Annotated in this window: 11 protein-coding genes; all 11 read right to left on the reverse strand. The window is 31.2% G+C overall.

What is annotated here, in order from left to right; all coding sequences use genetic code 11:
- Positions 1-14: 14 nt before the first annotated feature.
- Positions 15-3,374 (reverse strand): TonB-dependent receptor, encoded by a 3,360-nt coding sequence (locus Q0820_RS02280; protein WP_298484715.1) that lies wholly within the window; start codon positions 3,372-3,374, stop codon positions 15-17.
- A 112-nt stretch (positions 3,375-3,486) separates the two neighbouring features.
- Positions 3,487-4,641 carry a FecR family protein gene (locus Q0820_RS02285; protein WP_298484717.1) on the reverse strand — a complete coding sequence of 385 codons (1,155 nt, stop codon included), beginning with the start codon at positions 4,639-4,641 and terminating at the stop codon, positions 3,487-3,489.
- A gap of 83 nt (positions 4,642-4,724) precedes the next feature.
- Positions 4,725-5,255, reverse strand: a complete 531-nt coding sequence (locus Q0820_RS02290; RefSeq protein ID WP_298484719.1) for a sigma-70 family RNA polymerase sigma factor — start codon at positions 5,253-5,255, stop codon at positions 4,725-4,727.
- Between the two features lie 127 nt (positions 5,256-5,382).
- Positions 5,383-6,153, reverse strand: coding sequence for a carbohydrate-binding family 9-like protein (locus tag Q0820_RS02295; protein ID WP_298484721.1), 771 nt, complete (start codon positions 6,151-6,153; stop codon positions 5,383-5,385).
- A gap of 19 nt (positions 6,154-6,172) precedes the next feature.
- Positions 6,173-7,642, reverse strand: a complete 1,470-nt coding sequence (locus Q0820_RS02300) for an arylsulfatase (protein WP_298484723.1) — start codon at positions 7,640-7,642, stop codon at positions 6,173-6,175.
- Positions 7,643-7,661: 19 nt separating this feature from the next.
- Positions 7,662-8,540 carry a hypothetical protein gene (locus tag Q0820_RS02305; protein ID WP_298484725.1) on the reverse strand — a complete coding sequence of 293 codons (879 nt, stop codon included), beginning with the start codon at positions 8,538-8,540 and terminating at the stop codon, positions 7,662-7,664.
- A gap of 19 nt (positions 8,541-8,559) precedes the next feature.
- Entirely contained in the window at positions 8,560-9,549 is a 990-nt protein-coding gene (locus tag Q0820_RS02310) for a kelch repeat-containing protein (RefSeq protein WP_298484728.1), read from the reverse strand.
- A gap of 4 nt (positions 9,550-9,553) precedes the next feature.
- Positions 9,554-10,375 (reverse strand): DUF1080 domain-containing protein, encoded by an 822-nt coding sequence (locus tag Q0820_RS02315; RefSeq protein ID WP_298484730.1) that lies wholly within the window; start codon positions 10,373-10,375, stop codon positions 9,554-9,556.
- A gap of 160 nt (positions 10,376-10,535) precedes the next feature.
- Positions 10,536-12,134 (reverse strand): isocitrate lyase, encoded by a 1,599-nt coding sequence (locus tag Q0820_RS02320; protein WP_298484732.1) that lies wholly within the window; start codon positions 12,132-12,134, stop codon positions 10,536-10,538.
- A 12-nt stretch (positions 12,135-12,146) separates the two neighbouring features.
- Positions 12,147-12,278: a hypothetical protein gene (locus Q0820_RS02325; protein ID WP_298484734.1), complete on the reverse strand. Its 132-nt coding sequence runs from the start codon at positions 12,276-12,278 to the stop codon at positions 12,147-12,149.
- Between the two features lie 75 nt (positions 12,279-12,353).
- A complete protein-coding gene (gene aceB, locus Q0820_RS02330) occupies positions 12,354-13,955 on the reverse strand; it encodes a malate synthase A (RefSeq protein ID WP_298484736.1) in 1,602 nt (533 codons plus the stop codon).
- Positions 13,956-14,049: the final 94 nt, after the last annotated feature.

Raw genomic sequence — 14,049 nt, forward strand, 5'->3', positions numbered from 1 at the left:
CTTATTTTTTATTATTAAAAGGATACATTTAGACCAAGGGTTACGGAACGATTAATTGGATATGAATTATAATCGATACCAACATCAGCGTCTGCATCTGCTCCCGAAGCAGTTGCTTCTGGATCAAACCCTGTATAATCAGTAATAATAAATAAGTTCTCTACGCTAGTATATAATCTTAGTTTACTTAGCCCTAGTTTATCTAAAAAATTACTATTTACATTATAACTTAATGCAATGTTTTTCATAGTTATATAAGACCCATCTTCAATAAATTGAGAAGATAAAATCTCTGTACCGTCTCTACCAGAAGGTATATTACTAGGATTTGTCGGCGTCCATCTATCTCTATAATCTCCATATACGGCATGGAACTGTTGCGCTCCGAGTGCCATTAAACGTGCTCTTTGTAAATTATATATGTCATTCCCCTGAGAACCAGTTAATACAAAATTTAAGTTCCAGTTTTTATAATTTACATCCCAGTTCCAACCCCAAGTATAATCTGCATTACCATCTCCAATTGTTGTTATATCATCTGTAGAAATAATTCCGTCTGGCACACCATCTGGTCCGCTAATGTCTCTATATTTAGCATTCCCAGGTGTTCCCTCAGCTTCTTCACCCAATTGGTATACTCCATCAAATATATATCCTCTAAATGAGCTTATTGGTAACCCAACTTCTACCCTTGTAGGTTTTACTGGAAAGGTATTTGCTCTAATATCATCTCCAACTTCAATAAACTGCACATCATCATTTAATGATAACACTTTATTTCTATTACTAGAGAAACTTAAGGTTGAGTTTATACTCCAATTATCATTTTGTAAAATTCTAGCACCAAGAGTAACTTCAAAACCTTTATTTTCTACCTCACCCGCATTTACAAATTTATTTGTAGGCCCTACAAAAGATGGTAATTGCGTATCTAGTAAAAGATCCGTTGTATTCTTTTTATAGTAATCTATAGACATAGTTAAACCAGAATTCCATAACCCGATATCTAAACCAGCATTAATTTGTTCTGTTGTTTCCCATGTTAAATCTGGATTAGCTAATCGATTAGAAGGAGCTACCCCGACAGTATAGTTTCCGCTAAATGGGTAATTAATATCTTCATCTAAAATAGCTCTTGATCGAGTCCCAAAAACAGAAATACCTTGATTTCCTACTTGACCATAACTAAGTCTTAGTTTTAAGTTATTTATGCTTTCTACATTTTGGATGAATTGTTCTTCTGATATTTTCCACGCAAAAGATGCCGATGGAAAGTACCCCCATTTATTTTTTTGAAATACACTTGTTCCGTCTGCTCTTAAAGATGCTGTAAATAAATATTTATCTAATAGTGAATAGTTTACTCTTCCTAAAAAAGACTCTAATTCTCTATTCTGTTCTTCATTAGAAACTATTTGAACTGCAGCTGCAGATAAATTCTTAAAAGAAACTAAATCTGTAAAAAAGTCTGAAGCATCAACCTCTACTTCGCTACGATTTTCTTTAACAAATTCATGAATAGCATCAATTTTCAAGGAGCTTTTTTCTCCAATATCTACACTATAAGTAAGACGATTAGTATTGAATAAATTAGTGAAAGATGTATTATCCACATTTGCTCTTCCAATACTACTAGAAATCAATGGAGCATATGTATTATTATGAACCTCTGTTTTAACAATACCTGCAGAACTATTAAAAACTAAATTCTTAGCTAAATCATAATTCACATATCCATTAATACTATATCTGTCTCTTGTATTTTCTCTTATATTATTCTCAACAGCAACTAAAGGATTAGTTTGTGATGTAGATACCTGTTTTGTAGAATTAAAGTTATATTCACCATCTTCATTAAATGCTGTTGTTGTTGGATCAAAAGCTAAGCCAACACCCAAATCTGCTCTATTACCTTTTGATTCTACACGGCCAATATTAAAATTAACTCCTACTTTTAATTTTTCATTTAAATTGGCGTTAAAATTGGTTCTTAAATTTAAACGCTTATATTTTTGATCTACAACTGTTCCTTCTGTTTCATATAGGTTCCCAGAAATATAATAATCTACATCTTTAGTTCCTCCGCTGGCAGAAATTTGAGCGTTATTAAAGAATGCTGTTTTAAACAACCTTTTTTGCCAATCTTCTCCTCCAGATAATCTTAAAGCGTCAATTTCTGCTGTCGTGTAAAAAGGGTTGTTTGGATCATTAGGATCTCTTCCCTCAGAAAAATTTACACCCTCAGCAAATTCTACTGGACTTAACAAATCTAATTTTTGTGTTACAGTAGATGTTCCTGTAAATAAATCTACATTTATTTTTGCTTTTCCTATACGTCCTTTTTTAGTTGTAATTAAAACTACACCATTGGCTCCACGTGTACCATATATTGCAGTAGAAGAAGCATCTTTTAATACTTCCATAGACTGTATGTCATTTACATTTACTGTAGAAATATCTACAAATTGCCCATCTACTACGTAAAGTGGTTCATTGCTACCTGTTATAGAATTAGCTCCACGTATTCTAATTTTAAAGCTTCCTCCAGGAGCTCCACTAGTTTGTGTTACTTGCACTCCAGATGCTCTACCTTGTAATGCCTGACTTACATCATTTAATGGTTGCTTGTCAAAATCTTTTGATGAAACAGATGTTAAAGCCCCTGTAACATCACTCTTTTTTACAGAACCATAACCAATAACAACTACATCATCTAGTTGTTCTGCATCTGGTTCCATTACAACATTTAAATTGGTAATAGAAGTTACTGTTTTCTCTATAGTTTTATATCCTATATAGCTAAAAACTAAAATATCTCCAGAAGATGCATTTATTTGATAATTGCCATCAAAATCAGATGCTGTTCCGTTGGCAGTTCCTTTTACTATAATGTTTACCCCTGGTATTACAAAACCATCCTCTGAGGAAGTGATTGTTCCTGAAATTTGTTGCTGTAAACTCTTAACTAGTTGTTTTTCATTTTTATGATTCTGATGTTTAACAAACTTTTCTGTAATATCCTCTTTAAGAATTATTTGCCTTCTCTTTACAACATATACTATGTTCGTATGTAAAAACAAATCATTTAGAATATTTACCAAAGGCTCATTTGTAACATTCAATGAGACTAGCCTATTTTCGTCAATCTCATTATTCTTATAGAGAAATTTAAAATTTGTGTCTTTTTCAATTTTCTCAAAAACGCGAGTAATTTTTACATTTTTCAGGTTACAGGTTACTTTTGCTTTCTGCGAGTATGTATTAGCGTTGATTGAAAAAACGGAGACTAATAAAAGAATCGCAGTTAGTTTCATTGCTAAATTGAATTTTAACGAATAACGCATGGTTTGCGCCATTCTAGCTTTATTTTTCATATTTTAGTTGTTCGTTAAATGGTTATTTAATTTTAATCATTTTTTATAATCGGGAAATGTGGCAGCATTTTCCGATTTTTGTTTTCAAGTAACTTACATAGGCGTTTCTTTTTTAGTTCTTATTAATTGTTATTACATTATTCTTAGCTTCAAAAGTAAATTCTATATTTTCAGCAAATGAATCAAGAACCTCTTCTATAGTTTCGACGTCGAATGAAGCTGTAAACATCTCTTTATTTAATTCTGAGTAGTTATTAATTATTTTTATATTATAATGTCTTTCTAACCTACTAATTATACTACTAAAAGGAAGATTTTTAATAACTAACTTACCTTGTATCCAACCCGTATATATATCTGTATCTACCTTATTGAAAATCGTATTTTTATTTGCTACATTCCATTCTGCCTTGTAACCAGGTTGAAGTATTATATTATTTTCTTTTTCAATATCATTAACATCGGAAAGACTTACAGAACCTTCTACCAAAACCGTATTAATAAATTTGTCCTCAGGATAAGCAGAAACATTGAACTCAGTTCCTAAAACCGTTACATCCATATCAGAAGTTGTAACAATAAAAGGATGTTCTTTATCTTTACTCACATCAAAAAAAGCTTCTCCTTCTAGATAAACTTGTCGTTTTTTTCCCTTTAAAAATTTAACAGGATAACGTATAGAAGAGCCTGAATTAAGATGCACGGTAGTCCCATCTGACAAAGAAATTTCGAATTTTTTACCGTATGGTATAGTTAACTTATTGTATACTAACTTTTCTTCTACTCCCGCATTTGAGTAGTCTAATTTAGCTCCATCTTTCTTCCCTAAAATAACTCCTTTATCATCTGTAATGTTCTTATTGTTATCTAATGATAATATTTGAATTTCTCCATTGTCTAATTGCAAGGTTATTGCATTAGAATCTATCTTAGAAATAGGCGCATTGTATTTAAAGGATGTATAAGCAGAATAACCTACAGATAGTATTAAAGCAAAAATAGCTACATACTTCCATACCTCTATCGGTTTTTTATTTAAACTGGATTTATTTATTTCATATTCTTGATTTACCTTTTTCCAAGCAGTATTAGGATCTTGAATATTATCTATTTCTGATATATCTATACCTTTTTCATGAAGCTTTTTTAACCTTTTAAAAAGATTATCATTATCCGTAGATTGAAACCTCCATTGTTCTAAAAAAGAATCTTCATCAGTAGAAATTTCTCCTCTAAGTTTCTTAACAATAAGCTTTGAAATTTTCATAAATAAGTCATCTAAAGAATATAAACTCTTTATTATATGAGTAAAAAATAATGATTTAGGGTAGTGAAAAAATAAAAATTTTACTAAAAAAATATAAATTCAACAATAATTAACAAAGAATAGTAAGCATCTTTGACTTCTACTCTTAATATTTTATAAGCCTTTTTTAAGTGATATTTTACTGTATTTATAGATATACCTAGAGTTTTTGCCACTTTTTGATACTTTTCTCCTTCTAATACACACAAACTAAAAACCTTTTTACTTGCATCTGGAAGTGAAGCTATTGCCTTTTCCAAAAATTGTTTTTTTTCTTTTTGTATTAAATTTTCTTCCGCAGAAAATACTACATGTAATTTTTGAGTATCAAATACTTCATATTTATTTAACTCCTTAATTCTCTGCAAACTCTTGTTTTTAACAGAAATTGCAATATAAGCCTTAGGATTTAAAATACGTTTTAGTCTCCCTTTAAGTAGAATAGAAACACAAACGTCTTGAACTATTTCCTCTGCCTCATCCATATCTTGTAAATAAGAATAGGATAATAGACACCATTCATCATAATGTTCTACAAAAACCTTTTCTAATATTTGGCTATTCTTATCCTTCATTGAGTAATTGAAAACCGCATAGAATTTATTAAATTCTATAAAAAATATGCTTAAAAATATATTATTATCATAATATACACAATAATAATACACATTTTATTGTTTTCCCAAGAATAACTACAAAAAACTATTCTACGAACTCTAATAACCCAAACCGGTTAGGTTGATGTACATTTTTAGAAATATCATAAATAGGAAAAATAGTAGAAGTAGATCTACGGTTACCTTCCAAATCATTACGGTCTTGTCTAATAGCTAAAAAAGCCCAACGATTACCCGTTTTTACTTCTTTTAGCTTTCCTAATGCACCAAATTCTGAAAGTGGAATAGCCATTTCCATAGTCCATCCTTTATCTATATCAGTATTATTATTTATAGTTCCATCATATGTTATCTCTACTTTAAACTTTGGATTATAATTCTTAAAAACTGCATGTTCATTTTTATAATAATCGTTAAAATAAATAAAATCATTTGATGCTTTATTTAGATTTAGCTCAAATCCAAAATGAGTATCTAAGCTATCTGGGACTGTTATTAAAAATAGTTCCGCACAGTCATCAAAATAAGGTTGCCCGTCTCTTTTAGTTTCTCTTGCAGTTATATACTGGTCTTCACATTTAAAAAAAACATATAAATTCTCTTCATCCCAAAGCATTTTAAAAGTAGTTTTTTGCTTATCTGTAGATTTATCTATTTTATAAAAATAGTTTAACTCTCTTGCTTCAGTTTTGTCCCAAACTTCTTCCTCCTGTTTACCGTCTACAATAATAGAGGTTGTTGCTTTACTAACTTTAAAAACGGGTTGTTCCCCTAGTGACAATTTTTTCTTTTCCTGAGCATTACAGATGATACTAAGGAATAAAAACAGAAAAAAAAATTCTCTTATTTTAAGCATCTTTAATGGAGTTAAAAAATTATTTTTTATTACCATTAAAAGCTGTTTGTTTAAACTTATATATGCTAGATGGAGTTCTACTTTCTTCTAATATTTTGACTAATTCTACTACTTTATTTTTCATATTACTGGCAAGATTATTTGTTTCTCCTGGATCCTCTTCTAAATTATACAGCTCATAATCTCCATTTTTCTTAACATTATATCTTACTAATTTCCATTTTCCTTTTCTAATTGCCTGTCTTCCTCCTTTTTCATGAAATTCCCAATATAAATGATTATGTTGCTCTTGTACTTCTTCACTTTTTAAGGTTGGTAAAAAAGAGATTCCATCTAAATCACTTTCAATCTTTGCTTCAACAATCTCCCCTAATGTTGGTAAAACATCCCAAAAAGCAGAAACATGATTTGTTGTTGTATTCTCCTTAATAACACCTTTCCATTTAGCAATCATAGGAACATGAATACCTCCTTCATACAAATCTCTTTTGTATCCACGGTATATACCATTACTATTAAAATAATCTGGATCTGCCCCTCCTTCTATATGTGGGCCATTATCTGATGTAAAAATTATTAGCGTATTTTCCTCAAGGCCTAACTCTTTTAATTTACTAACAATATCTCCTACTTGATTATCTAATAGTGTTACCATTGCAGCAAAAGCTGCATGCGTATTTTCTTGAGATTCATAATCTCCATTTCTATACTCTTCTCCACTATCTCTTCCTTCAAATGATTTTTCTGGTTCTAGTTTTCCTAAAAACATATCTATATATTTTTTAGGAGCGGCAAGTTCTGCATGTGGAATTACACTTGGATAGTACATAAAAAAGGGCTGGTTCTTATGTTTTTCCATAAAAGAAATTGCTTTTTCATGAATTAAATTAGGTGCATATTCTTCTTTTTTATAACCCTTATTACCATTAAGCATTACTTTGGTAGTATTATCCCATAAATGATATGGATAATAATGATGTCCTAAACGCTGACAATTATAGCCATAAAAAGTATCGAACCCCTGGTTTAATGGTTCTCCTTCTGAACCAGGATACCCTAAACCCCATTTTCCAAAAGCACCTGTAGCGTACCCTTTTTCTTGTAACATTTGAGCCAAAGTAAATGTTCCTTTAGGCATTGGCCATTGCCCTTCTGGAAGAACTTCTTTATTGCCTCTAATAGGTGTATGCCCTGTATGCTGACCTGTTATTAATGCTGATCTTGATGGTGCACAAACAGTAGCACCAGAATAATGCTGCAAAAAAAACATCCCTTCACGAGCAAGCTTATCTATATTAGGAGTACTAAATTTTTTCTGTCCAGTAAAGCTTAAATCCCCATAACCCAAGTCATCTGCCAAAATGTATACTATATTAGGCAGCTTTATTTCTTTTTCTTTAGGCTTATTTTCTTTTGTTTTACAAGAGAAAAAAATAAAAAAACAAAGTATACTTATTTGAAATTTTAATAGAAGATTTGTTGTTTTCATAAATACATATTGTTTAAAATTATAGTTCACACTCTTCTTCTTTAAGATTTTGCAAAGTAGGATTATAAGCATTACTACTAACTAAATAGTTGCCATTATAATTAACTATAGCCTGCAATTTAAGTCCGCAAAAACTTGAAAGGACTAAATTTTCATTAACTACTAATCTTTCTTTTATCGAGGTTAAATTAGAGAGGCCGTTTAAATTTAAACAACTATTATTTCTTTCAATGAAAAGATTATCTACTTCCTCTAGACCTTCTAAGCCATTTAAATTTTCTATAGCATTCCCTACTATGTGCAACCATTGAGTACTTTTTAAATTAGTAAGACCATTTAAACTTTTTAAGTTATAATTATCTATCACATTTAAACTACTCGATAAATTAACTACTCCATTTAAACCTTCAAGATTCATAAGAGTAACATTATGCCTTATAGAAATAACTGCCGCTTCAGAAATTTTTTCCAAACCTTTTAAACTAACTAATTTAGGATTACCTGAAATAATTACTTGCCCACTGGTTGTCATATTAGCCAAAGCCTCTATGCTTTCTATATTTTCATTTTGACTAATTGTTATAGAGTTTTCTACTTCTACAAGGTTTTCTAAGCCCATTAAACTACTTAACTCATCATTAAATATTAGGAGTATACTTGACGCACTTTTTAGATTCTTTAGACTTTTTAATTCTAAAATATTTGTTGCTTCTAATTCATCTCCGCCAATAGTTAGCACCCCATTAACTTGAGTAATTTTTTTTGCCCCAAAATCATCCACTTCTTTTTGAGTTTTGAGTGTTACATCTCCTTCAAAAATTTTATCTGCAACAATAGCATCATCACTAGAGCAATTAAATAAAAAAACAATAAAAATTATTCCAAGTATTTTTTTCATATTACCTATTTTTTAATATTCAATAATCTATCTTCTCCATGCTTTTCAATTCTGGAGAACCCCCTTTATTTCCTGAGCCAGATGCCACGTAGCAAGCACTCTTATAAACTATAATACCTGATCCGTGTCTACCTCTTTGTAAACTAGGTTTTTTATACCATTCCTTTGTTTGGGTATTTAACACCTCAACTTCATTATGCGCTACTGGTTGGTTATCGGATTCCCCGCCAATTACCCAAATATGTTTTTTAATTGCAGTTACCATATTACCAGCTCGTTCTGTAGGCAAATTATTCGGCATGGTTTCCCAACTCTCTTTTTCAATATCAAAAACATTTACTTCTGCTATTGTATGTTTAAAAGTTTCGTCTGGAGCTTTAGATTGCCTTCCTCCCAAGAGGTATATTTTATCTTCTACTATAGTTGCCTGAAAATGGTCTCTTGCTATAGGAGCATCTGGTAAAATTTGCCACTCCCCAGTTTTTAAATTATAGGTGTCTAACCACTTTTTATGATCGCCAATATGGCCATTTTTTATACCACAAGATATATATACATTATCCTTATAAATAACATTTCCTGTAGAGCCTCTTACTCTTTCTTTTGGTATAGTATCTCCTTTATACCATCTATTTGTAGAAACATTATATATGTAAATATTTGGAACTGGTGTTTCACCTGGATACCTTCCTGTCATTGCTCCAATAACATAAACTAAATTTTTATAAACTACTGGCTGAAAATGATGCAGCTCTATAGGTGGTTTAGCTCCTTTAGTCCAAACTCCAGTTACTGCATTATAAATACTTACAGGTCTAATACCTCTTCCTCCTAATAAATAAAATTTATCCTTAACACATACAAATGCGGCCTCATGCCTTCCTATTAATTCAGATTCATTTGTAGAGATTACATTTCCCCAGCTATTCTCTTTTTCTTTATTTTGTTTTGCCCCTGCACAAGAGATTAATAACACCAGTATACCACCAAAAAAAAATCTACCTAACATTAAGTTAATTATTTAAAAATTGTGAAATTGGAATATCTTCAGAAAATTCTTTTATTTTAATGTTCTTATAAAAAATCTCTGCTGTTTCTGCTTGTAAACCTATTACCCCTTCTTTATGTTTTATATTAGTCATTACATTAACCACCTTATTATTTAATTTAAAAATGGCATAAGAATTACCCATAACAATAACCTCGCAATGGTTCCATTTTCCATTAAGCGCATTATACTCCGCATTTATAGATGCTCTATGCTCCCCTCCCTTATGCGCTTGTAAAACACCTCCTTCTTTTAGAGGTGTATATGTTTTATTTTCTGATGCTTTATCATGAATACTTGCATACCAATCAAAACTAGAGCCAGAATTCCATATATCTCCGGTATGGTTTAAATCTTTTATATGATTATATCGTACTTGATATTCTATACCTTCTGGCCATATTTTGGTGTTAAAAACATGAAAATACATTCCTGCATCATATTGGTAGGTATCGTAATTATTAAACAATTTACTGCCCCATTTATAATCAAACTTAAAAATATAACGACTATATTTTTTCTTTGTAAAAATCATACAGTGCGTTTCATTCTTATTTTCTGAAACACCATATTTATCTGGAAAATCTTTAAAAACATGGATTTCTTTATTCTTTTCTAAACTAAATACTTTTTTGGCTAACTCAGGGTCTTCCCCTTTACAATGGCAATCCCAATTATTTAAATTTTCTCCGTTGTACAATGGGATAAAATCTTTAATAGTTTCTGCTCCTTTATTTTTACAACTAAAAGCACAAAAAATTAAAGACAATAAAAAAAGGTTTTTCATTAGTCTATTGGTTTATGTATAATATGAGTAAAAGGGGGTTTACTAAAATAGAAAAATAAAAGGAGTATTAAAAGGCTGTTTTTGTTATGGTTAAAACTCCAAATAAAAAAGGGAGCCGTATACTATTGCCTCCCTTTTTCCAAAAATAAAAAAAGACGATTTATTTAACCATAACTGATTCCTTTTCCTTACTATCAAATTGATTACTTGTGTTTTTTTCTCCACCTGCCTTTAAAGCTTTATCTCCTGCAAAGAAGGTTTTATGGTCATCTCCTAAATCTGAACCTGCCATTCTCTGATGTTTTACACAAGAAACTCCTTTTCGTATTTCTTGTCGCTGTACAGCATCTACGTAAGACAACATCCCTAAATCTCCAAAATAACCTTCTACTAGGTTATTCATGTGTAAAGCAGTAGTATGATAGGTCGGCAGTGTTATTAAATGGTGAAAGACTCCTGCATTTAAAGATGCTTCTATCTGAAAAGTTCTAATCATTTCATCTGCAATATCTGACAATGGGGTGTTATCATATTTTAAATCCATTAATTTTTCTCTACTATACCTAGACATATCCAAACCTTCTTTTTTCATAACATCATAGGCTTGCTGTCTAAAATTAATTGTCCAATTAAATGATGGGGAATTATTATATACCAATTTTGCATTAGGTACTTGTTCCTTAACTCTATTTACCATATGTGCAATTTGATGAACATTTGGTGTGGGAGTTTCTATCCAAAGTAAATCTGCTCCATTTTTTAAACTGGTAACACAATCTAAAACTACTCTATCAATATTAGAATTTGGTTTAAATTTATATAATCCATTAGGCATACGAACTGGCTTAACTAATTTTCCATTTCGCTTAAATAACACATCGTTATCTTTAACTTCATTCGCAGAAACCTCTTCTGCCTCAATAAAATCCATATACTTTGATGCTAAATCTCCATCTTTAAGAGAAACAGGTAATTTTTGAGTTAAACCTGCTCCTTCAGAATCTGTTCGTGCTACAATAATGCCTTCCTCTACTCCTAATTCTAAAAACGCATAACGCAGTGCATTTAATTTAGCTATAAAGTCTTCATGAGGCACTGTTACTTTACCATCTTGATGACCACACTGCTTAGCATCGGATACTTGATTCTCTATCTGTAGAGCACAAGCACCTGCCTCAATCATTTTTTTTGCAAGTAAATACGTTGCCTCTTCATTACCAAAACCTGCATCAATATCTGCTATGATTGGTACAACATGGGTTTCAAAATTATCAATCTCATCTTGCACATCTTCACCTGAATCTAAACGACGAAAAAGGTCGTTCAAGGCTACAGCATCTGCCTGACATAGGAAAGTGTATATCTCTTCGATTAACTTAGGCACAGCTGTTTTCTCATGCATAGATTGATCAGGCAAAGGCCCTAATTCTGAGCGTAAAGCTGCTACCATCCAACCAGAAAGGTATAAATATTTTTTATTGGTAGTACCGTGATGTTTTTTTACTGCAATCATTTTTTGTTGGGCAACAAAGCCATGCCAACAACCTAGAGATTGAGTGTATTTAGAGGAATCCTCATCATAATCTGCCATATCTTTTCGCATTATAGACGCTGTGTATTTGGCAATATCTAAACCTGTTTTAAACCTATTCTGAATTCTCATTCTTGCCGTATTCTCTGGGCTTATTGCTGCCCATCTATTTCCATGCTGTTTCTTTATGTTACGAATAGCATTTATTGCTGAATTATAATTTTCCATATTATTATTATTTTAAGAATACTTTAATTGAGGTTGTTCTGTTGCTATTTTTTCAGTTAATACATTATAAGACTCATTCCATTGTATTGTGTTATTAATTGCCCAATTTGTAATTAATGACCGCTTTTTCGTTGAAGATTTCATAATTTTGATTTACGTTATTATTTATTAATAATTTGAACCCTGCAATAGATGTTACCGCATCTGCGGGGTTCTTTTTTATATGTATTTATATGCCGAAAGTGTTAAAAACTCTACAAAAGTATTAGCTACTACTAGTTCTTTAAATAAAATAAAAGCTCTTTTAAACTGACCCTTTTTAATCTTTTTTGGACCTATCTCTGTGCATATTTTTTCTATTTCTTCGTCATAAATGTCTGCAAATAGATTACTAGTAAATTTTCTGCCATCTTCTAAAAAGACCTCTTTCTGTAACCAGTGCCAAATTTGCGTTCTAGAAATTTCTGCAGTTGCAGCGTCTTCCATTAAATTATATAGCGCTACCGCACCATTGCCTCGTAACCATGCTTCTAAATAAAGTACTCCTACATTTATGTTTTTTCTAATACCTGCTTCTGTAATTGTCCCTTTTGGAAGTTCTACTAAGTCCCTTGGTTTAACATTAACATCGTCTCTGGTAATATGTAATTGATTTGAAGATGGCATATACTTATTAAACTCTTTCATGGCTACATTTACCAATGCTGGGTGCGCAACCCATGTACCATCATGGCCATTTTTAACTTCTCTTTCCTTATCTACACGAACCTTTTCTAGTGCCTCTTCATTTTCTTTTTCATTATTTTTAATAGGAATTTGTGCGGCCATACCACCTATAGCAAGCACTCCTCTTTTATGACATCTTTGAATTACCAATTTAGAGTAAGCATCCATAAACGGAGAAGTCATAGTTACTTGATCCCTGTTAGGAACGACAAATCTTTGGTGATTTCTAAATTTTTTGATATATGAAAAAATATAATCCCATCTTCCACAATTTAATCCAACAATATGGTTTTTAAGTTCATAAATAATTTCATCTAATTGGTGACTTGCCGTAATAGTTTCTACCAGTACTGTGGCTTTAAATGTGCCATTTGGAACCTCAAGGTACTCTTGTGCAAATTCAAAAACCTCATTCCACCAACGAGCTTCTAAATAATGCTCCAATTTTGGGAGATAAAAATATGGTGCCGTACCCTTATCTAGTAATATTCTAGTATTATGAAAAACATATAGACCAAAATCTAACAAACTAGCAGACATTTCTGAAGAACCAATTAAAATGTGACGTTCATTTAAATGAAGCCCTCTTGGCCTAATCAATAATACTGCTATTTCTTTATTTAAAGCATAAAATTTGTTTTTCGCTGGGTCAAAAAAATCTATAGTTCTACGATTAGCATCTAGCAAATTTTGCTGCCCTTCTATACAATTAGACCAAGAAGGAGCATTACTATCTTCTAAATCTGCCATAAATGTCTTTGCTCCAGAATTAAGAGCATTTATAACCATTTTACGATCCACTGGCCCAGTAATCTCTACCCTACGGTCTTGTAAATCTGCAGGAATATCAGAAGCCTTCCAATCGGACTCTCTAATTTCCATAGTTTCTACAGGAAATTCAGGAAAATTTCCTTTATCAAAGAAAGACTGTTGTAATTCTCTTTTCTCTAAAAGGTCTACCCTTTTTTCATTAAAACGTTCTTGCAAAGCAGTTAAAAAAAGTATCGCATCATCTGTTAGAATTTCTGGATAATAATTCTGAACAGATGAACTGAACTGCATTTTCGCAAGCATTGTTGACGTGTTTTTTTCCATAACTGACTATTTTATACCTACAATAGTAAAAAAAAATATTCAATAAAAAAAGCGAACGTTCGCTAAATGTTAAAAAAAATTAAAATTACAACAT

The organism is uncultured Maribacter sp. (assembly GCF_947495965.1).
In the GTDB taxonomy this organism is placed as follows: Bacteria; Bacteroidota; Bacteroidia; order Flavobacteriales; family Flavobacteriaceae; genus Maribacter_B.